22 protein-coding genes are annotated in these 22,395 nt (G+C 34.7%); 19 read left to right on the top strand and 3 right to left on the bottom strand.

Features of this window, described 5'->3' with window-relative positions:
- Nucleotides 1-148 precede the first annotated feature (148 nt).
- From acsn021_RS16440 to acsn021_RS16365, 16 genes are all read left to right on the top strand, one after another.
- Nucleotides 149-538: an Asp23/Gls24 family envelope stress response protein gene (locus tag acsn021_RS16440; protein ID WP_184093495.1), complete on the top strand. Its 390-nt coding sequence runs from the start codon at nt 149-151 to the stop codon at nt 536-538.
- Between the two features lie 184 nt (nt 539-722).
- Nucleotides 723-1,118, top strand: coding sequence for a transcription antitermination factor NusB (gene nusB / locus acsn021_RS16435; protein WP_184093494.1), 396 nt, complete (start codon nt 723-725; stop codon nt 1,116-1,118).
- Nucleotides 1,119-1,237: 119 nt separating this feature from the next.
- Nucleotides 1,238-2,446 (top strand): exodeoxyribonuclease VII large subunit, encoded by a 1,209-nt coding sequence (xseA, locus tag acsn021_RS16430; RefSeq protein ID WP_184093493.1) that lies wholly within the window; start codon nt 1,238-1,240, stop codon nt 2,444-2,446.
- A gap of 68 nt (nt 2,447-2,514) precedes the next feature.
- Nucleotides 2,515-2,712, top strand: a complete 198-nt coding sequence (xseB, locus tag acsn021_RS16425; protein ID WP_184093492.1) for an exodeoxyribonuclease VII small subunit — start codon at nt 2,515-2,517, stop codon at nt 2,710-2,712.
- Nucleotides 2,713-2,777: 65 nt separating this feature from the next.
- Nucleotides 2,778-3,674: a polyprenyl synthetase family protein gene (locus acsn021_RS16420; RefSeq protein WP_408626160.1), complete on the top strand. Its 897-nt coding sequence runs from the start codon at nt 2,778-2,780 to the stop codon at nt 3,672-3,674.
- 45 nt (nt 3,675-3,719) lie between these two features.
- Nucleotides 3,720-5,651: a 1-deoxy-D-xylulose-5-phosphate synthase gene (dxs, locus tag acsn021_RS16415; RefSeq protein ID WP_184093490.1), complete on the top strand. Its 1,932-nt coding sequence runs from the start codon at nt 3,720-3,722 to the stop codon at nt 5,649-5,651.
- Between the two features lie 74 nt (nt 5,652-5,725).
- The gene (locus acsn021_RS16410) at nt 5,726-6,589 is read left to right on the top strand and encodes a TlyA family RNA methyltransferase (RefSeq protein ID WP_184093489.1); all 864 of its coding nucleotides are present in this window, start codon (nt 5,726-5,728) and stop codon (nt 6,587-6,589) included.
- Nucleotides 6,590-6,762: 173 nt separating this feature from the next.
- A complete protein-coding gene (locus acsn021_RS16405; protein WP_184093488.1) occupies nt 6,763-7,629 on the top strand; it encodes an NAD(+)/NADH kinase in 867 nt (288 codons plus the stop codon).
- A 2-nt stretch (nt 7,630-7,631) separates the two neighbouring features.
- Nucleotides 7,632-8,093, top strand: a complete 462-nt coding sequence (argR, locus tag acsn021_RS16400) for an arginine repressor (protein ID WP_184093487.1) — start codon at nt 7,632-7,634, stop codon at nt 8,091-8,093.
- A gap of 112 nt (nt 8,094-8,205) precedes the next feature.
- Nucleotides 8,206-8,934: a YebC/PmpR family DNA-binding transcriptional regulator gene (locus acsn021_RS16395; RefSeq protein ID WP_184093486.1), complete on the top strand. Its 729-nt coding sequence runs from the start codon at nt 8,206-8,208 to the stop codon at nt 8,932-8,934.
- 181 nt (nt 8,935-9,115) lie between these two features.
- Nucleotides 9,116-9,919: a tyrosine-type recombinase/integrase gene (locus acsn021_RS16390; RefSeq protein ID WP_243167903.1), complete on the top strand. Its 804-nt coding sequence runs from the start codon at nt 9,116-9,118 to the stop codon at nt 9,917-9,919.
- A gap of 156 nt (nt 9,920-10,075) precedes the next feature.
- A complete protein-coding gene (locus tag acsn021_RS16385; RefSeq protein ID WP_184093485.1) occupies nt 10,076-10,714 on the top strand; it encodes a recombinase family protein in 639 nt (212 codons plus the stop codon).
- Between the two features lie 164 nt (nt 10,715-10,878).
- Entirely contained in the window at nt 10,879-12,072 is a 1,194-nt protein-coding gene (locus acsn021_RS16380; protein WP_184093484.1) for a hypothetical protein, read from the top strand.
- The gene (locus tag acsn021_RS16375) at nt 12,053-12,598 is read left to right on the top strand and encodes an HNH endonuclease (protein ID WP_184093483.1); all 546 of its coding nucleotides are present in this window, start codon (nt 12,053-12,055) and stop codon (nt 12,596-12,598) included. The genes acsn021_RS16380 and acsn021_RS16375 overlap by 20 nt, the downstream gene beginning before the upstream one ends.
- A gap of 178 nt (nt 12,599-12,776) precedes the next feature.
- Nucleotides 12,777-13,469, top strand: coding sequence for a hypothetical protein (locus tag acsn021_RS16370; RefSeq protein WP_184093482.1), 693 nt, complete (start codon nt 12,777-12,779; stop codon nt 13,467-13,469).
- A gap of 535 nt (nt 13,470-14,004) precedes the next feature.
- On the top strand, nt 14,005-14,448 hold the full coding sequence (locus acsn021_RS16365; RefSeq protein WP_184093481.1) for a DUF3888 domain-containing protein: 444 nt from the start codon (nt 14,005-14,007) through the stop codon (nt 14,446-14,448).
- 84 nt (nt 14,449-14,532) lie between these two features.
- On the opposite strand, the gene acsn021_RS16360 is transcribed toward acsn021_RS16365, so the two are convergent.
- Together acsn021_RS16360 and acsn021_RS16355 are read right to left on the bottom strand one after the other, a co-directional pair.
- The gene (locus tag acsn021_RS16360) at nt 14,533-14,673 is read right to left on the bottom strand and encodes a hypothetical protein (RefSeq protein WP_184093480.1); all 141 of its coding nucleotides are present in this window, start codon (nt 14,671-14,673) and stop codon (nt 14,533-14,535) included.
- Nucleotides 14,674-14,805: 132 nt separating this feature from the next.
- Nucleotides 14,806-15,633: a hypothetical protein gene (locus acsn021_RS16355; RefSeq protein WP_184093479.1), complete on the bottom strand. Its 828-nt coding sequence runs from the start codon at nt 15,631-15,633 to the stop codon at nt 14,806-14,808.
- Nucleotides 15,634-15,840: 207 nt separating this feature from the next.
- Between acsn021_RS16355 and acsn021_RS16350 the strand changes: the two genes are divergently transcribed.
- On the top strand, nt 15,841-16,284 hold the full coding sequence (locus tag acsn021_RS16350; RefSeq protein WP_184093478.1) for a DUF4362 domain-containing protein: 444 nt from the start codon (nt 15,841-15,843) through the stop codon (nt 16,282-16,284).
- A gap of 462 nt (nt 16,285-16,746) precedes the next feature.
- On the opposite strand, the gene acsn021_RS16345 is transcribed toward acsn021_RS16350, so the two are convergent.
- A complete protein-coding gene (locus acsn021_RS16345; RefSeq protein WP_184093477.1) occupies nt 16,747-17,334 on the bottom strand; it encodes a pentapeptide repeat-containing protein in 588 nt (195 codons plus the stop codon).
- Between the two features lie 329 nt (nt 17,335-17,663).
- On the opposite strand from acsn021_RS16345, the gene acsn021_RS16340 reads away from it, so the two are divergent.
- Entirely contained in the window at nt 17,664-18,056 is a 393-nt protein-coding gene (locus acsn021_RS16340) for a DUF2680 domain-containing protein (RefSeq protein ID WP_184093476.1), read from the top strand.
- Nucleotides 18,057-18,534: 478 nt separating this feature from the next.
- Entirely contained in the window at nt 18,535-22,287 is a 3,753-nt protein-coding gene (locus acsn021_RS16335; protein ID WP_184093475.1) for an Ig-like domain-containing protein, read from the top strand.
- Nucleotides 22,288-22,395: the final 108 nt, after the last annotated feature.

Genomic DNA, 22,395 nt, shown 5'->3' with positions numbered 1-22,395 from the left:
AATATATCTAAAGTCAGGCAGGGTCTTGTTTATAAAATTATGCATAAAATGGTTTGCAAATAAGAACAAGTTTGATATAATAAGGGTTATAAGCATTATTTATGGTACACATAGGATTGCATTGTGTAAACTTAGGAGGTAATAACAAGTGGTTAAGGAGCAAGATAATAGAAATACTTATCAAATACATGCAGACAGTAACATAGGAGAGGTTCAGATAGCTGATGAGGTTGTAGCTACTATAGCTGGGCTTGCAGCCACGGAAGTGGAAGGTGTTGCTGCTATGTCCAGTAATATTACCAATGAACTGGTTAGCAAACTGGGAATGAAAACTCTTTCTAAGGGTGTAAAGATTGTTGTAAGTTCTAATTCCGTGGCAGTAGATTTATCCCTGACCTTGGAGTATGGCTACAGTATACCAAATACCTCCAAGCAGGTGCAGGAAAAAGTAAAAGCAGCCATTGAGAATATGACAGGACTGGTTGTGTCTGAGGTTAATGTGCGTATTTCAGGTGTAAATATAGATAAGAATAAATAAGACAAACCGAATAGTGTCTAATCCTATGCAACCCTTAGATAATTGCTATTTAAGGGTTGTTTATGTGTTTATCAGTAGTATCGCCGAAAGAAAATTATAAAGTGAAAGGAAGCCACATTTTCATTCTTTTAGGCATGTAAGTGGCAGTATCCGGGGCAACCTGTGATATACATTGGATTTAATAATGAGCAGAAGAGAAATAAGAGAACATCTATTTAGAATGCTATTCCGTAAGGATTTTCATGATGAAGTTGAAATGAATGAACAGATAGATTTATATTTTGAATCTTTAGAAGAACCTAAGGAAAAGGATTTACTATATTTAAAAGAAAGATTCCAAAACATTCTTACAAATATTTCAGAGATAGACAAGATTTTAGAGGAAGCCTCCAGCGGATGGAAGTTAAACCGCATGGGTAAAGTTGATTTGACGATTATGAGGCTTGCTATATTTGAAATAAAATTCGACGAAACAGTGCCGGATAAGGTAGCAATTAACGAAGCAGTAGAAATTGCTAAAATATTTGGAGGAGATTCTTCAGGTGCTTTTGTTAACGGAGTATTGGCAAAGGTAGTTTAGTAATATAAAACTGCAATGACAGTGCTATAATGACAACTCCAATAATTGGATTGCCTGCGACATTGTATTTAGTAACAGTAAGCTTATAGCATTATAGTACAGCGGAAAGGTTGGTACCAATGAATCAGGTGTACACAGTAACTCAGGTGAATTCGTATATTAAGAATATGTTTGTTAGGGATTATGTCTTAAATAATATATATTTAAAGGGTGAAGTATCCAATTGCAAGTATCATACCTCCGGTCACATCTATTTTACTTTAAAGGATGATAAAGGTCAGATGGCGTGTGTTATGTTTGCAGGTCAGAGAAGCGGGCTTAAGTTCCAGTTAAAAGAAGGACAAAGTATCATAGCATTGGGTCAAATCAGTGTTTATGAAAGAGATGGAAAGTACCAGCTTTATGCAAAGGAAATTGTTCTTGATGGTTCCGGGATACTTTATCAGAAATATGAACAGCTGAGAGCAGAACTGGAACAGGAAGGATTATTTGACCCCTCCATTAAGAAGACACTACCATTATTTCCTAAAAAAATTGGAATTGTAACAGCAAGAACAGGTGCTGCCCTACAGGATATGATTAATATATCAACCAGAAGAAATCCTTATGTCCAGTTAATCCTATATCCGGCACAGGTACAGGGAGATGGTGCTGCCGTCACCATAGCCGCAGGTATTAAGAGGCTGGATAGTATGGGAGTAGATATTATTATAGCTGGCAGAGGCGGCGGTTCTATTGAAGATTTATGGGCATTCAATGAAGAAGTTGTAGCCCGTGCAATTTACCATTGTAAAACTCCGGTTATATCTGCGGTTGGTCACGAAACAGATGTTACGATAGCTGATTTTGTTGCTGACTTAAGAGCACCGACTCCTTCTGCTGCCGCAGAGCTTGCGGTTCCGGATATTAGGGGGATTTTCTATGAGTTAGAGAATATGAACCGTTCTCTAAACCGGAATATGGAGCGGCAGATGAATCTTGCACGCAACGAATTAAAACAATTATTAATGCGTTTAGAATATGCCAGCCCTATCTATCAGGTAAGGCAAAAACGTCAGCAACTGATAGACATAGAACAGAATTTAAACCGATTTCTGAAACAGACGATTACAAGAAAAAGACACAGTATGGAAATATATGCAGAGAAACTGGACGGTTTATCTCCGCTTAAGAAATTAAGCAAAGGGTATTCATTTGTATTAAATCAAGAGAATAAGGTTATTAACCGGCTGGAAAAAACTGCGATTGGTGAACAGATAAATATTAGTGTTACAGATGGTGATATTAAAGCGACTGTAAATGAAATCGTAAAAAAGGATAGAACATAGGGTTAAAAACAAATGCTGTTTTTAACATCTTGATTATAATGTGTGCAAGCACACAGATGGGAGTTCATATGAAAGAAGAAAAAACTTTGGAAACCGCGTTCCAGGAATTAAATGAAATTATACTTAAGCTGGAGCAGGAAGATATAAGCCTGGAAAGTTCTTTTGAACTCTATCAGGAAGGTATGAAACTGTTAAAGTATTGCAATAGCTCGATAGATAAAGTAGAGAAGCAATTAATTGTACTAAGCGAAAAAGCAGAAGAATAGATGAAAGGGCTGCCACGTTATGATTTAAGCCTTTAAGTGGCTTGTAAAGGTGGAATATGAATCCTATTGACTTTAACAAGGAACTGGAGGATAAGACATCTTATCTTGAAACAGTCATAAAAAAGTATCTGCCGAGGGGAGAAAAAAAGCAGAAAAAAATATTTGAAGCAATGAACTATAGTATACTAGCAGGCGGCAAAAGACTAAGACCTATGTTTATGCTGGAAACTTACTATCTATTTGGAGGCAAGGATGCGGAATTAATAGAACCGTTTTTAGCTGCCATGGAGATGATTCATACCTATTCTCTGGTACACGATGATTTACCAGCTATGGACAACGATGAATATAGAAGAGGCAGAAAAACCACGCATGTTGTATATGGCGAAGCAATGGGCATATTAGCAGGAGACGGTTTGCTAAACCTTGCCTTTGAAACAGCCTGTCTGTCATTTAAAAGGACAGCAGAACTTGAAAAGACAGCAAAAGCGTTATCGATATTAGCACAAAAAGCAGGCATCTATGGAATGATTGGTGGTCAGGTTATCGATATGGAAGGAATAATTGAAACAGATTCTGATAATTTGTATAAAATAGAAGAAATGTATCATTTAAAAACAGGCGCACTAATGGAAGCTTCTATGATGATAGGAGCAATACTAGCCGGAGCAGATGAAAAAGAGGTTTCCATTACCAAGCAGATGGCGGCTGATATTGGACTGGCTTTTCAGATACAGGATGATATACTTGATATTGTTTCGACTACGGAAGTCCTTGGAAAGCCTGTACACAGTGATGAAAAGAATGAGAAGATAACCTATGTGACGGTTGTGGGTATGGAAACAGCAAAGCAAAAGGTTGAAGAATTGTCTAAAAGAGGTTTAGAGGGATTTACTGTCTTGAAACGAAACAATTTATTTTTTGAGAACCTTATACAAAAGCTGATAACCAGAGAAAAATAGTCTGGTATACCCGAAGGGCAATCTAAATGAAATGAAGGTGAAGTTTTGACACATATCTTAGATGAAATAAATCAGGCTAATGATATAAAAAAGATAGATTCTGCTGAATACAAAAAACTAGCAGCTGAAATAAGAAAATTTCTGGTTCAAAATATCAGTAAAACTGGAGGACATCTAGCTTCAAATCTGGGAGCAGTAGAGTTGACTATGGCACTGCATTTGTACTTGGATTTTCCTAAAGACAGGCTGGTGTGGGATGTAGGACATCAGGCATATACCCATAAACTTTTAACCGGAAGAAAAAAGGAGTTTACCACCTTAAGAACCTATGAGGGGCTAAGCGGGTTTCCAAAAAAGAAGGAGAGTATCTGTGATGCATTTGATACGGGTCATAGTTCTACTTCTATCTCAGCAGCTATGGGACTTGTAAATGCAAGGGAACTAAGTGGCGAGGATTATCGTGTGGTTGCAGTAATCGGTGATGGAGCTCTTTCGGGTGGTATGGCTTTTGAAGCATTAAACAATGCGGAAGGGTTGCACTCAAATCTCACAATTGTATTAAATGACAATAACATGTCCATATCGGAAAATGTTGGTGGAATGGCTAACTACTTAGGTCAGCTAAGGACAGATACAAAATATAATAATTTTAAAAGCTCTGTGGAGAATTTTTTAAAAAAGATACCGGGAATCGGAAATGCAATTATGGATAAATTAAAAAAATCCAAAGATTCCTTAAAGCGTCTTGTAATACCTGGAATGCTGTTTGAAGACATGGGGATTACTTATATCGGTCCAATTGACGGACACGATATTAACCAGTTAATGACAGCATTTGCTAGTGCTTCCAAAGTTAAGGAAGCGGTATTGATTCATGTAGTTACTAAAAAGGGTAAAGGCTATAAGCCAGCAGAACAAAATCCAAGTAAATTTCATGGAGTAGAAGCTTTTGATGTAAAAACCGGAGAAAACTTTAACAGCAAAAAGGATACCACTTATACGGAGGTATTTTCAGATACAATAACAGAACTTGGCAAGTGCAATGAAAAAATCGTTGCTATTACAGCAGCTATGCCAAGCGGTACCGGTTTAAACAAATTTATGAAAAGTTATCCGGAACGCTTCTTTGATGTTGGCATTGCAGAGGAACATGCAGTTACTTATGCTGCCGGTCTTGCAGTAGGCGGAATGAAGCCTTTTGTTGCTATATATTCAACCTTTTTACAAAGAGCCTATGACCAGATTCTGCATGATGTATGCATCAGTAATTTACCTGTTGTATTTGCTATTGACAGAGCGGGTCTGGTTGGTAACGATGGTGAGACACATCAAGGAATATTTGACATATCCTATTTATCTCATATGCCTTCCTTGACTTTTGTTGCGCCTAAAAATGCCTGGGAGCTTAAGGAAATGCTGATATATGCAGGAAGCTTCCAAGGACCAATAGCTATACGTTATCCAAGAGGAAAGGCTTATCAGGGACTTAAGGAGTATAAACAGCCCATAGAATATGGGAAAGGTGAGATTATATATGAAATATCAGAGTCTTTGCCAAAGGAATTAAAAGAGATGGGCAAAAGCCAGGCGAACAAGAAGAATATTGTATTACTTGCAGTAGGCAGTATGGTTGAGACAGCGGAAAACGTGAGCCGTGCATTATTAGGGTCAGGGCATAAAGTTACGCTTGTAAACATGAGATTCATTAAGCCATTTGACGAGGAATTACTCCATAGACTGGCAGTAAACCATGGAAGCTGGGTCACATTAGAAGAAAATGTTAAATTAGGTGGTTTTGGAGAAAGAATAACTGGCTTTTTAATGGAACATAATTACCGTGAGATAAACCAGTTAAATATATCTTTGCCGGATCAGTTTATTGAACAGGGAGATGTAGCAGTTCTAAAGGAAAAATTAGGTATGGATTCAGAATCTATAAAATTAAAAATATTAGAATTTATAAATAGCAACGCTTAAATATCAGCAGTGAATATTTAGCAGTTGATTTTGCAGACCTTCCCGGCAAGTAATGTCTGCATATGGAGGGAACCGTGAAAGAACGTTTAGATGTTTTACTAGTGAAAAGAAATTTGGCTGAATCCAGAGAAAAAGCGAAAGCCTATATTATGGCTGGAAATGTATTTGTTGACGGTCAAAGAGAGGATAAAGCCGGCAGTACCTTTGCAGATGGTGTGCAGATTGAGGTTAAAGGACTTGCCATGAAATATGTAAGTCGTGGTGGTTTCAAACTAGAAAAAGCAATTGAGCATTATAATCTTAACCTGGAAGGCAAAATCTGTATGGATGTAGGCTCTTCTACAGGGGGATTTACTGACTGCATGCTGCAAAACGGTGCCGTAAAAGTATATGCTGTTGATGTAGGAACGAATCAGCTTGCTTGGAAGCTTCGACAGGATGAGAGAGTAATTTCCATGGAAAAAACAAATGTCCGATATTTAGAATCGTCACAAATACAGGATTCAATCGATTTTATATCAATTGATGTAGCTTTTATTTCTTTAACGAAAGTATTATTACCTGTAAGAAATCTGCTTAAGGATCGAGGAGAAATTGTTTGTCTAATAAAGCCTCAATTTGAAGCTGGCAGAGAGAAGGTAGGAAAAAAAGGGGTAGTAAGAGAGGAAAGTGTTCATAGAGAAGTAATCGAGAAGATAACAACATATGTGGCAGGATTAGGATTTCAAATATTAAACCTTAATTTTTCACCAATAAAAGGACCGGAAGGCAATATTGAATATTTATTACATATTCAAAAGGCAGATGAACGCTCCAAAGAAGAAAAAGAGTTGACCTTAGCGGAAGCCCAAGAATATGTATGTAATGAGAATATGAAAGTATTGACCGAATTTATAGCCCAGATTGTACGGCTGGCTCATACCAGTTTAAACTTGTAATAATATATCCTTTATGATACAATAGCAGTGATATTGTATAATTAAACATTTAATAGTCAGTTTTTACAGAGAATTTTAACTGTTTTACAGAATAAATGTTTCAGAAACTCACTAAATTCAGGCTGACTTAGTGAGTATTGAATATACAAGTATGCAATATATAGGAGCACTAAATGGATAAATTTTGTCTGATTACAAATCGGGATAAGGACATTAATCTGGAAATAACCACAAAAATAGTGGAATACATGAAAAAAAACAAAAAGAATTGTAAACTTCTAGATGGACAAGACCCCATATGCTGTAACAATCATTTTACGGATACAACGGTAATTGAGCCAGATACGGAGTGTGCCATCGTAGTTGGTGGTGACGGAACCATTATACAAGCTGCTAATGATCTGTTGGATAAAGGGCTTCCCATACTTGGAATTAACTTAGGAACCCTTGGATTTTTAGCGGAAATTGAAAAACACAATCTTTATGAGGCACTGGATGCGTTATTTAGGGATAAATGCAGTTTTGAAAGACGAATGATGCTTACAGGAAGCATAACCAGAGATAAAGAGGAAGTAGACAGCGGAGTTGTACTAAATGATATTGTAATTACAAGAAGTGGATTTTCCAGAATAATTAGTGTTAGCATATATATTAATGATGAACTGGTAGACCGTTATCGCGGTGATGGTGTAGTAATATCCACACCCACAGGTTCTACAGGCTACAATCTGTCGGCCGGAGGACCGGTGGTTAAACCTGATGCCAAAATGGTAGTTATAACACCCATATGCCCTCATACTTTAAGCGCAAGAAGTATTGTGGTATCCTCAACAGATGAAATAAGAGTACAAATCAATGAAAGTAAGAAGACCCAGGAAGATGAAGCGATTGCCACTTTTGATGGTAGGATGGCATTTTTACTTCGAGCGGATGATATGATTACAATAAATCAGGCAAGAGAAGAAACCAAACTGGTAAAGATAAACCAAAAGGGCTTTTTTGGAATTCTTAGAACAAAAATCGGACAAGGCGGAGAATAGATATGAAGGTTGGAAGACAAAGTAAAATTATCGAGCTTATTAATAAGCACGATATTGAAACACAGGAAGAATTAGCGGATTTGCTGACTAAGGCAGGATATAATGTTACCCAGGCAACTATTTCCAGAGATATACGTGAATTAAAATTAACGAAGGTTGCAGTAGATGACGGAAGACAAAAATACATTGTTCTAAATAATACAGAAACCGGTTTAAGTGAAAAATATGTACGTGTTTTAAGGGATGGTTTCTTGTCAATGGATATGGCGCAGAATATAATTATAGTTAAAACTGTATCCGGTATGGCAATGGCGGTAGCTGCAGCTTTGGATGCATTACATATACAGGGAATCATGGGATGTATCGCAGGCGATGATACCGTAATGTGCGTTATTAAAACGACAGAAGAAACTGTAGGGGTTATGGAAAAATTAAACAAACTCATAAACTCAAAAAGCTTGTAAAATGAAAAGCAACGTGGTAAAATAATCTACTGTGGATTTATTTTACCACGTAGTTGTATCAGAAAATATAATACAGCAATTTTTTAAAGAAATACGTAAAAGGAGAAAGAATATGTCAGGACATTCCAAGTTTGCCAATATTAAGCATAAAAAAGAAAAAAACGACTCTGCCAAGGGAAAGATATTCACTAAATTAGGTAGAGAAATTGCAGTAGCTGTTAAAGAAGGCGGACCTGATCCTAACAGTAACAGCCGTTTAAAAGACATAATAGCGAAGGCAAAATCCAATAACATGCCTAATGATACCATTGATAGAAGTATTAAAAAGGCAGCCGGAGATGCAAACGCAGTAAATTATGAGTTAGTTACTTATGAAGGCTATGGACCTAATGGTATAGCTATTATCGTTGAAGCGCTTACCGATAATAAAAACCGTACAGCTTCCAACGTAAGAAATGCATTTACAAAAGGAAACGGTAATGTTGGAACTCCTGGCTGTGTATCCTTTATGTTTGATAAAAAAGGTCAGATTATTATAGATAAGGAAGAATGCAGTCTGGAAGCAGATGAACTGATGATGATTGCTCTTGATGCCGGCGCAGAAGATTTCGCTGAGGAAGAAGACAGCTTTGAAGTGCTTACTGATCCGGATTCCTTCAGCGTTGTTCGTGAAGCTTTAGAAACGGCTGGAATACCTATGGTGCAGGCAGATGTAACTATGATTCCCCAAACTTGGGTAGCATTGACCAATGAACAGGATATTAAGATGATGAACCGTACTCTGGACTTACTGGATGAAGATGATGATGTGCAGGAAGTATATCATAACTGGGATGAGTAGGTTGGAAGTCTGGAAGCCTTTATTTATCGGTATTTGAAGCGATTTATTAATGATTTACAAAGTGATTTAACAGTGATTTATTGCCCAGTGATGATGTACTGGACATTTTGAAAACTGTAATAGCATATACTACTAGAACCTCTGTACACCGTCACTGGCGGAATGTATGGAGGTTATTTTTATGTCTAAATCTCTCAAAGAGAAACTATCGTTACAAGAGGTATTAACGGAATTTTTATTCGACTGTAAACTACGCAAGTTGTCAGAACGAACAACAAAGAGCTACAAGAATAATAATCTATCTTTCTTCCGCTACATTGAGGTAGAATACGAGTTAACAGAGGTATGTGAAGTAAGCCATAAGGTAATTCAAGCTTATGTAAATTATCTGGCTGATAAGGGATTGAAAGAGAGCTACATTAACGGATTGATTAAATGCTTTCGTGCTTTCTTTACTTACTGTGTTAATGAGAGATATATTACAGACAATCCAGTTGACAGAGTAAGAAGTCAAAAACAGCCACTAAATCTTATAAGTACTTTTAATGACGGTGAAGTTAAAGATATGATTAGGTACTACAATGGTTCACGCTTCTTAGATATACGCAATAAGTTCATCTTAATAATGTTATTTGACTCTAGTATCCGTAATTCAGAATTATGTAATCTTAAGATGTCAGACATTCGCACAATCTATATAAATATACTGGGTAAAGGGAAAAAGATACGTCACGTTCCTATCACAGCTTCGATTAATAAGTATCTGTTAAAATATCTTAGGGTTAGAGAAAATTACATTAAAGACAAGACAGGATATGACACGGAGTATTTATTTCTATCTCAAAAAGGTAAAATCCTTACAGTTGAAACAGTAGAGAGGATTATACTTGAATGTGGTTCAGCTTGTAATGTCAGAGAGGAAATTCGTATCAGCCCACATACGGCAAGGCACTATTATGCACAAACACAATTAAAATGGCTGTGATTTATACACTCTTTCTCGATTGTTAGGACACAGCAAGATAGATGTTACGAAAATATATCTACAATCAATGGAAAGTGTAACTACTGTAGAAATAGGAGCTAGAACAAGCCCTTTAAATGCGTTAGCAATCTAGTGGATATGTAGGAGGAACGGAGAATGAAGAAGAAAACATCAGAAACAGAAATCAAAGTAACTGGTAGAAAGATAGGTTACTCCAGAGTATCGGCAGACCACCAGAACCTTGACCGTCAGATTGAAGCACTACAGGAAGCTGGCTGTGAGATTATCTATCAAGAAAAGATTGCAGGAACTAAGATGGATAGACAGGAGCTACAGAAAATGTTATCAGAGTTACAGGCTGGGGATACTGTGATTGTAAAAGAGCTGACAAGGGTATCACGTTCTACCAGAGATATGCTGGAGCTAGTAGCACAGATTACAGAAAAGGGCTGTTATATTAAGTCCTTGAATGAGGCATGGCTGGACACTGCTTCCCCATCTGGGGAGTTTATGCTGACCGTGTTCTCTGGACTATCACAGTTTGAGCGTAGATTGCTGCTAGAACGCTGTAAAGAGGGCAGAGCTATGGCTATTAAGCGTGGAGTGCCTATGGGTAGACCGAAGAAGAATAGTAAGCCCCTAGAGCTGGCTATAGAGCTGTACAAGGAGAAGAAAATGTCCGTCCGTAAAATCTGTGAATACACAGGGGTAAGCAAGGCTACTCTCTGTAGACGATTGAAAGAACTGGGTCTTACTGGACAAATTGAAACGTCATTCAAAGGAGTATCCATATGAAAAGCGAGAAGCCGAGGGAAAACTGTTAGAAACGAAAAAGTAGTCGACATAAGCAAATAATAGAAGTATGTATTTAGAGGAAGTTGGCGGATTTTAGCTGTTAGCTTCCTTTTCAATTGGAATAATTTGTGATATAATGGTTTGAAAATAGATGGTGGTGGATAATGGCTGATTTTAATTTATATGATTATAGTAAGGAAAACAAAAATACAAAGCTTAAGGTGTTTATTGAGTACTTATTTGAAAAGTGCGGTAATGATAACAATGAATTTGACAATAACTATTTTACAATTTTAACTGTTGATGACCTTATTGAAAGCCTTAGCTACTATATTATTAATAGTAGTATAACTGCCCAGAATACTGCTAACACGTATATTGCAAAGTTAATAGATTTTTTTAAGTTCTTATCAGATAATTATGGCATAAGGAACGATATTTTTACAAATTATGAGCTGTATAATCAATTTATATTTAGATACAAAGAGATAATCGCTGGATTGAGAAAGACAGAAAGCAAAGATATAGCTACCGATGAACAATATGAATTACTTACCAATGGTTTGAATGAATATTTAAATACATATGATATAACTGAAATTTATGACGAAGTAAATGAATACTATGAGGGTGAACAAACAGGAATTAAGAAATACATACAAAAGTACCATCGATTTGTTTCAGTTTTACCAGTTATGCTTATCCTTAAATTCGCCCTTAAAGATTTGACAGTGGTCTTATTAGAGCTAAATGATTTGGATTTAGAAAATGAACTAATAATGGTTAATGGTTTCGAATTACCTCTTGATTATGAACTGATTAAACATTTTAAGAGTTATTTAAAAGTCAGAGATCACATTTTAGAACTTTATTCAAAACAAGAAAACAAGTTATTTATAAAGCATAATGGCGTACCTTATATTAAATCTGAAAAAGAAAGAAGTAACTCTCCGGATTATGGCAACTTTCTAAAAATAATGAAAGACTTTATAGGTAGTCAATCAGGAGAAATATTTGCTGTCAGAAGAATTGTTGAAATGCTTGATAAAGGTATGGATATCTTTACTGTGTTAAAATTAACAGAAAAGTCTACCCAAAAATTTTATAACCTTATGGATGACGTTTATAGTAAAGAAAATATTAACAAGAAAATACATCAGTTCTTTTATGGTGACACAAAAATTGATAGAAAGTATATAGTTAAAAAAGGTGGAACGCCAGAAGTAAAGTGTCCTTTTTGTGGTAGTTTGGTGGAAGCTGTAAGTGAAGAATGGGTTTTAGTACAGCTAAAAGAAGATGGAAAAAAATATTTAGCTTGTAGAAAGTGTAAAGGTGAAAATGGAAACCACATTATATAAATTATTTAATCTGGAAGATATCTTACCAACTATTTCATATGTTCATAGTATTGATGTTAAATCAAGTCAAGAGAAATATTCAGATACTAACCCAAGTACTTATGATGAAGAAATAGACTTGATAATTCAGAGGGATTATTTGGAGGATGTAGATCTCCCAGATAATCAGACAGAAGAAGAAAAAATAAACAGAATAAAAAGATACCAACGAATTGTTAAAGAACTAAAGAAAAAACATGACTATAAATGTCAAGTATGTGGCTATAATTTTCTAATAGACAACGGAAATTATTACTGTGAGGCTCACCATATAAAATCACTATCACAAGGAGGCTCGCAATCACCAGAAAATGTTGTAATTCTCTGCCCTAACCATCATAGGTTGTTTCATTATGCAACTAATAATGTAATTATCAAAAGTACAAAAGAGGGCAAGAGGGTTATGGTTATTGGAGATAAAGAGGTGTTATTAAATGAGATGATTTGGTCCGAAAACAAGTTGTGGGCTTATATAAATCTTACCTAGTCGAATATTATTTATAAAGTTAATTTAGAAGCCGACAGTGAATTACTGTTAGCTTCTTTTTATTATACTTTTTGATATTACAAAAACTACCATTCAAAGTCATGTCACACTCTATCAAAAATTCCTACATCGCTTTTGCAGAGAACTATAACAATCAGCGAATAGGAAAGGTGATAATATGTCAAAAAGACAATTGTGTATAAGAGGAAACGGCAGAAAGAATGGTATAGTCAACAGAAGCTTACAGGAGACTCCAGTTAACTCATTTGAATGTTTTAGAGAAACAATAATGAGGAGTAATTACAAAAAGTGCAGTAAGGAAATTATAATTAAAGTTGAGGAATTATACAGAGCAAAAGAATACGAGCCAATTTATGAACTACTTCTAAATCAAGATGGAGTAGTGGAGGGATGGGCTAAAATATTTGCTAAAATGTATCATTTGGAGAGTAACGAATTATTTAGCGACTTTCAAGTACATCTTTATAATATGCTTGATGGTGTTTCTGATAAAGTGTATAACATTAACATGCCATTTATTGATAACCTTTATGTTCAGCTTAAATGTGAGGCACTAGATTTAAGGGATTATTATAACGCAAAGAAAAGAAAAGACGATTGGAATTGTAAACCTAAAGAAGAATTAGAAAAGCATAAAGATAATAAAAACCAATATGACGATATTAACATTTTAATGGATTTGGAAAATATGAAAGATATTTCACCAGAAGATAAACGAATACTAATTGGAATAGCTACAGGAGAAATTGATAAAAAGGATATCCCATATGTATTGAACTGGTCTAACAAAGAAGACAGAATGAAACTATCAAGGTATGTGAAAAAGCTACAGACCATACTAAACGATTAAATCTATTAATGGCGGTACTCATCTTTATTTTATTTATTATCCGTAACTATTAGATACTGATATGAGGAGTAGTAACTGTAAGACAATTAATACTGTGCCTTTATATTTTATTTATCGGAGGTTCTTCCCCTTAGCTTTTACAGTAATTATACGGAAAATATGAGTGATTTGTAACACGAAATTTGTGAAAATCTGAAATTATTATTGTAAGCATGGCAGCAGATAATAGTATCTATTCAACTAGACGCAACTAAATCTTATCCCTAAAGTAAAATACGCTAGGAAAATACAGCGTTTGACTATCATAGGCAAGATGTTATGTTGCATACCAAAAACTGCTGCCATCACAGGTTACAATAATGAATTTGCTGTATGAGAGGAGATCTCATAAAGTTAGAGAGACTCCTTATATTTTTGGAATTGTCTGTTCGAGGATACAAATAAACTTGCTTGTTCGATAGTAACGATTGTATTGGAATACTTCTAATTACGTATTAGCATAATATATAAAAAGAATTTGAAATGGAGTGAGCCAATGAAAAAAAGGTGTATTTTAATCGCAACTATATCTACATTAATTGTGGTTGTCTTAACTATAAATAATCCTTATGTTAATACTACAGCAAAGCAAATTGAAGAAGAGTCTCAGGATATATTGTATCAAGATGTTATCATTACTGCTCTAGCTCCTACGATTGATAAAGCAATAGACGAGTATTATAAAAATGTTTTGACTTATTTACCAGGTTATGATAGTTCGTTCATTAAAATTTTGAATATTGACCGACCGAATGGCAATCGTACTTGGCATTTTATCATTGATATAGAAGTTGAACCATTTATCGGACCGCATATAGCTGTGGGTAAAGACAGAATTTCATTAGATCTTTCATACCCTGGAATACCAAAAATACTAAAATTTGAACATATAGAAGACTATCCGTTGCCAGAACGTTATAAGGATCTATATTTACATTGAATACTATCATCAACCTTATATAATGTTTTTTGCTTCGACTTTTATTTACGTCATGTTAAGAGCTTTTTTAAAGTTGATATTAAATTAACTATCGAAGAAAAATAGGAGTGCATCCTGAATGTCTTCTGCAGACTGGATGTCGTACTCCTGCAGAAGTTGTTGAATGATGTTGCGTTTTCCGTCCGTCATTTGTACTCTGTGTACTGGTTTCTTTTCTCTTGCCATAATAAAAGGCCTCCTATGATTTAATATTTTATCATAGAAGACCTAATAAATCCTTATTTACAGAAAAACTTTCACAGACTCATTAATAGTAATCGGTAATTTACACAGGATGAGTTCTGGGATATATCTCATCTATCCTTTATTATTCTTATATAACTCACTTTTTAAATTGGCGAAAACATCTATGCTATCATCTAATAATTTTTGTACTTTTTTTAATGTGATTTTAGAAATATATTTGCTATTGCTATGTATGATATCATTTCTTATCTTTCTAAAAGTAGCCCACCTATCATAAAATCCTAGTAAATAATTATCCATTTTATTTTTTAATTCTTCATTTAAAAGCGAATCTATTATATTAAGACAAGATTGTATGCCAGAAGTATCATATGCCTTAATAAAAGTAGAAGCTCCAAATGGAGATAATTTTGATTCGGATAATTTCGTAAAATAATTATTAAATAATTGTTCAATAATAGAAAGTGCCATAATAACATATGGCTTTCTGAAACGGTTTCTTGATAGAAGCATATTTAATGATATGATATCAACCATGTCATAATCATTTTCTTGTTTTACTAAATAACTGTCGAATTCATCTGATATTGTCAAATAGTATGCTTTGTTATTATCAGGGTATCTCTCTTTTATTTCTTCATATTTATTTAAGTACTTATCTAACCTGGTATTATCTACTACATAATTTTCTGCCTGAATAATGTCGTGTATCTCGTTTAAGATTTTCTTATCTATTTCTTTTGATTTACCAAAAAGTAAATCAGCTGAGAATATAAAATCTTGTGCTGATAATGTGGGATAGCTGTTATCCATTGTTAATACTTCACCACATGTACAAGTATGTACTCTATTACAGATATCATCTAAGATCTCATCAAAATCTTTGGAGTTATAATCAATTATATTTCCACAATTATTACAGATAAAATATGTTTTCATTTGTTCTCACTTTCAAACAGTAAAGATTTTAGTTAATAATATCTTACATGTTTTTCCATTGGTTTTCAACACTTTGCTCTAACTAATAGAAACAACAATCTATGTTACATATGAATTAGGACTTATAACAATCGGGCTAAAGGATTACTCACTTAGTATAAATATATTCCATATTATATATTAAAAAAAGATCCTGGAAATAAAGTAATGGAATATTATGAAGATTTCAGTATGCAATTAAGAAAAGAACTAGAAGAATTACCACGTGATTACACAAGACAAATGGCGACACGAAACTGGGACGTATTAATTGACTTAATATTAAATTTTAATATTGGAAGATTTCTTATATTTATGGATAATTACAATAAAGGTATTCCCGATAAGATAAGAATAACTAAATTCGGAGTGGATGGACCCGCAACAACATCTATTTTATATTTTGATGGCAATATTGTTATTTATGTAGTGGATGACACTCGCTATCCAACTAATGAATTTTATACTTATTATGGGAATTACATTACAGTTAATAAGCGTAATTATCATGATAATCAAATAATAATAGATTATAATTTAATACCATTAGATGGCAGCAGAGAAATGCCGATTTTAAGTATTTGGGCAGGATTAAAACCACAGGAGAGATAAAATGAGATAATTGCGTAAAAACTATTTGTTCATAATAACCTGACAAATATCTGTCACACACTTTTGCTATGATGTACTTGTCACCAATTAAGACGTTTAAAAGCAGTCAGTAATGGTGTACAGATATAGTAGTTTTGCGAGTCATTTATCAGTTGATTTATCGTCGATTTACCTTGATTTATCAGAGATTTAAGGTGATTACAGTATATCCTAACAGCTTGCTAACTTACTTCTGGATGATGATGTACAGGAAGTATATCATAACTGGGATGAGTAAGAAAAACTGTAATTTCAGAGGTTTCAGAGATTTCACAGAAAATCCTAACTACCAGTAGTTTACTATAACAAAATTTTTTTATCCCTCTTGTACATCATAATTGGTGTATTGGAGGGATTTTTTTGTTTTATAAAGATATATTTGTTCAGACATTCCATGAATTTGGCAACAAATAAGGTAATAATTTAGTAACTCAATTTAATTCCCAATTCACTTAGTAATTTAATTGCTTCCGGAAAAGAGAATTTAGCGTCAGCTAATTTATTCGTGGTTATACTTATTTGATATCCAGTTGCTTCCCTAAAATCGGCTTTTCTCATATCACATTTTGAAAACTGTGTGGCTTCCAAACAACAGTTATTAAAGCTGCTTTCCATCAAATTACATTCATCAAATCCTGAGTCCTGTATTGAATTCAAAGAGAAGTTAAATTTTCTAAAATTTATATGCATAAAACTATTATACTTTAATATACAATCTTTAAATTTGGTTATAGGGTCAGCTATACCTCCTGTTGGCGATAAATCATACCAGTTGACTCCGATTAAGTTGCACTTCTCAAATTCTGTATATTTAATTTGTGAGAACTCAACCTTAAGACTTACAATCTTACAATTAATAAATTTACATTCAATTAAAGAACAATAAGCCAATATACACTCTTCAAATGAACAGTTTTTAAAAGTACAATTATAGAACTCATAACTTTCTATTCTTTCATATTCCATTTTCAAATTATCAAAGTTCTCATTTTCATAAAATTTTTCTGCCATCCCATTCTCCTTTTGTTCTTAGAATAATTTAGGCAATTGTGAAACAGTCTTTGAATGTGATGGAAATAGTTAAATCACTAAAAACAGATTCCGGTGCAGTGAAAGTCACCTTTATTTTGCTTATTTAGCCTACTTCCTGACTAGAGATAGTGTTTCCCAATTGTTAATATATTTAAGTATAACATGTTATTACACAATATACAAACAAATGTTCCTGGTATTTGTTAAATAATTGTAATTCGTAAATAGTAAGATATCTTTACTGGACTGGGAAATACTATACGTAAAGTTAGTATACTTGTTGTATATAAAGAAAGTGAGGATACTGAATGTTAAAAGCGAAGTTATGTAGTATTGCAATAGCAGGTATAATCGGATTGTCCGGAATGAGTCCATTACACATCTATGCAGCGGATGCTGGTAACGTATCAGTTACACTGTCTGAATCAAATTCAAACCATAGAAACAAGAAGGCAGCATTTGATAAAAAGCTGAAAGAAGCCAGCGAAAAATGGAATGCACTGAATGAGGAACAGAAGGCAGGGGTTTATGCACTTTTAGAAGAAGAATTACAAATTAAAAACCGATTGGTAGACAAACTTGTGGAACTCGAAATTATGGATAGTAAGGATGCAAAAAATTTCAAAGCCCGCATGTCGGACAGTTATAACAAGGTAAAGGAAAGTGGAGAATTTCCTCTTATAGGACCAAAAGGAAAGTAGGTTGAGAAAACGGGATACTTTTTCAACATCCTAATTCTTATGCATGTAACCACAGCTAGCGCAATGGCACAAAGGCGGGAGCTTAAACGATTAATTCATACAACAGGTATACTTAACTTTTATCTTATTATATACTAGTAACCCTGTCCTACTTTAGTCCTATCCGTATTGACTCGTATTAACCTGGCTGTTTTAAAGAAAAGTAAATGCTTTAGAAGTAAAGATTTTAATTAAATCCCTAAAGCCCCATAATACAAGGCTTTAACGTTAATAAAAAAAGATGCTATGAGTTTTTTTATTGTGTACGAAACTTGCAGATGCTTTAAAGTTTGCAGGAAACCGCCAATATTAACCATAATGTGACACATAAATGACAAAAAATATTAGTTAAATTTTTATATGTTGCTAAGGTATAAGAAAGAAATTACCGATATACTATAAAGGTGCATTCAGCGAAAAGTCAGACAGGGAGGTCAAAATGAAAAAAGTTACCAAGAAATATGTACTCGCAATTCTAGGGTGTGTCACAATAATGGTTTTGGGCATATTGGGATATAACAGTGTAAATGCTGCTACCGAAGATTTTTATTTCAAATACAACAATCAGATATATAAAGATGGTGATACCATTGAATTAAAATCTGCTAATGGTGAAATTTGGGTGTCTAATGATGAGGGTATTGCCTTGGGTACCTCAGACAGCATTACCTGGAAATGGTTCGGTTCAGATGTAATAGAATTAAAACCGGATACTACCAATCCACTGAAAGCGGATATTACACGTAAAGGGCCTGGTTATTCAGATATTACTGCTTTAATAGTCAGAAATGGCGTTACATATAATATACAGTGTAAACTAAAAGTTGGTTTTCAAGTTGACCAGTCTAATTTTTCAGAAGTATTAATATCTGGTGAAAAGGCTTTATTATTTAAAGAAATTGATAATTCCGCAGAAAACCCCAAGACTATAGTTCTTAAATACACAAATGACAATGGTCCAAGTCAGACGATTGCCAATAATAATCCTTCTCTGACATGGACTACTATGGATGATAAAGTTGTTACGGTTGCTAATGGTGTTGTTACGGCTGTGGGAGCAGGTATGACACAGGTTAAGATTACAACCAATTCCGTATCTAAGGAAGTTGACCCACTAGAAGTATACTTCGATGTAATTGTAAGTCCCCAGGCGATTAATCCGACAGGGACAGCAGGAGATTACTTATCCTATTTCAAATTAGTATCAAATGAAAAAACACAGATATCAACTAATTCAATGGATACCTCAAAATTAGTATGGAAATTTTATGATTCCAATGGTAAAACGGAAATTGACCCTAAGGGATTAATAGACTATTCTGTATTTAATGATAAAAACTTTACGATTAACAGTGCAAAAGCGGGCACATACTATATAAGAGCTTTTGTTGATTCAAAGTACATACCCACGGATTTTAATTTAGGAGATCCAAGTTCTGCTGTTCCCTACTTAGAAATCTTATTAGAAGTTCCGTTAAAATTCTATGATGACGCTATTATAATGGGTGTCGGTGATACCTATAACATTGTAGATAATTCTAACATTCCTAGTGCTTCACAATACAATTTTAGTCTTAAGGATACGACAAGCGGTGCAGCTTCTGTAAGCAGCAGTGGTATTATTAAAGGTTTATCAAAAGGTACTGCTGAAATAATTGTAACCAAAATTGGTGACGGTACTTCCCATACTATAAAAGTAACTGTTATAGATGGAATTGCATTAAATGCATCTTCAATAAATATATATACATCTGGTACATATCAGTTAGAAGCTTTAACCTCAGACAGAAGAACAGTAGTAACATGGACAAGTAGTAACCCGAGTGTGGCGACTGTTGATAATACAGATAAAAAGGGTCTGGTGACCGGTGTTAGCAAAGGATCAGCAGTAATAACCGCTACCCAGATTATTAACGGTATTGTTAAAACTGCCTCTTGTACAGTGCATGTACAGGATTCTGTTAACAAGATTACTCTAGATCCTTCAGAAGTGGTACTTAACATTACTGAGTATAAAACTATTAAGGCAGTTATTGAGCCAAAAGACTTAAATAACGTAAAGTTAAAATGGACTTCATCGAATGAAGATGTAGTTAAAATAACAGATTATGGTGATGTTACGGCAACCATTCAGGGTATAGCTGGCGGAACAGCTGTAATTACTGCTATAAATCAGGAAAACGTAGTTGTTGGATATTGTACGGTAACTGTAAAACAGCAGGTGACCGGTATAACCTTATCTGCTACTGAATTAAGCCTTAATTTATCAGACAAGAGTTATCAGTTAAGGGCTATTATAGCACCGGATAAAGCTACAAATAAGACTGTTACCTGGAAATCAACGAATACTAAAGTTGCAACGGTAGACAGTAACGGTTTAGTTACTTTACTAAGTTCTGGTACTGTATCCATTGTAGCGACATCAGATGATAATCCCAGTGTTTCAGCCTACTGTAATATTACAGTAGGGTTATCTGTTACTTCTATTAAACTGGATGACAGTAAGAAAACAATGTATGTAGGTGATACAACCAGACTCTCTTATCTGATAACTCCTACGAATGCTTCAAATAAAGGAGTAACCTGGACTTCCACAGATAATTCCGTTGTCAGTGTAGACGCAGGTGGTTTATTAAAAGCAAATGCAGCTGGTGTAGCTATCATTATACTAAAAACAGCAGATGGTGCGTATATGTCGACCTGTACCATTAATGTAGTACAAAAAGCAACAGGTATTGTCTTTGATGTAACGGACTTGGAATTATTCGTTGACCAAACGCATCAGATTAAGGTAAGTGTAACACCTGCTAACAGTACGGATTATTCTTTAACCTGGGAATCAGCAGATAATGCGATAGCAACAGTTGATAATCAGGGTAATGTAACCGGTAAAGCAAACGGCAAAACCATAATTATTGCAAAGACTTCCATTGGGACGGTTATATACTGTAATGTAACCGTAAAGGCAAGGCCAACGGGCATGCAGCTTAATTTTACGGAGAAAACCATTGTAATAGGAGAGTCCTTCGAATTAAAAGCATCTATTATACCTAGTTCAGCATCTCAACAGGTAACATACAATTTCACCAGTTCAAAAGCAAAAATAGCCACCGTTGCAGCTAACGGAACTGTGAAGGGATTAAAAGGCGGTACTTCAATTATTTCTGTTAAGACGTCCGACGGAAAATATTCAGAATGGTGTGTTGTAACAGTAGTAGAACGGGTAACCAGTATTAAATTAAATAAAACAAGTTTAAAACTTGGTGTGGGTAAGACTACAACGCTGACAGCTACTGTTAAAACCAATGCCGCAACTAATCCAAAGCTAAAATGGACTTCCAGTAATACTAAAATTGCCACAGTGGATGCGAATGGTAAAATTACCGGTAAAAAGTTAGGTACAGTAACTATTACGGCTGCGGCACAAGATGGAAGTGGAGTGAAGGCAACCGCATCTGTAAGAGTAGTCAGAGCGGTAACATCCATATCCTTGAATAAAACATCAGTAACCACGATAGTTGGTCGTTCCTATAAGCTAAAGGCAACAGTAAGACCAAGCAATGCAACTTACAAAACTGTGAACTGGTCTTCCAGTGATGAAAGCATAGCTATTGTTGATTCAGATGGTGTTGTAACTGCTTTGAAGGCAGGGAACGTGACGATTAAAGCCTCAGCCAAAGACAGCAGCGGCAAATCTGCAACAGCATTTTTTATGATACAGCCTAGAGTGCCTTCCAACAGTGTTACCATTATCAATCAGAATTTAACAATGGTAGTTGGTGAGACTAACACCCTGCAAAAAGCAATCAATCCGACGAACTCAACGGACACATTTACTTGGCAAAGCGATAATAGAACAGTGGCTACTGTAGATTCATCAACCGGAAAAGTTACGGCGCGTACCCCTGGTATTGCCAATGTTACGATAATGACGGAATCCGGTAAAACAGCTACAGCCAAGGTAACTGTAGTTGGTTTAAATACAACTTATCTTGAATTGGAACAATATTCTACTTATCGATTATCAGTAATAGGAATTAATAGCGGTGTAACCTGGGATATCGATGACAATACCATAGCAGTGGTTACAAATGGGTTGGTAAGCTCAAGAAGACTTGGAACAACAACGATAACTGCAACCGTCAATGGTAGGAAACTAACTTGTACCTTAAGGGTAGTTAAGATAAGATAGTATAGTATTCTGAATGTTACTAAGGGTAATATTCTCTCGTTTTGAAGGCATAGTATCATTATGTGTCATGAATTTAGGCATGTAATACTACTCAGGTAAAAGTTGCTT

Source organism: Anaerocolumna cellulosilytica, assembly GCF_014218335.1.
In the GTDB taxonomy this organism is placed as follows: Bacteria; Bacillota; Clostridia; order Lachnospirales; family Lachnospiraceae; genus Anaerocolumna; species Anaerocolumna cellulosilytica.
The sequence above is the reverse complement of the archived record's forward strand: the minus strand, read 5'-3'. Positions and strand labels throughout refer to the sequence as shown.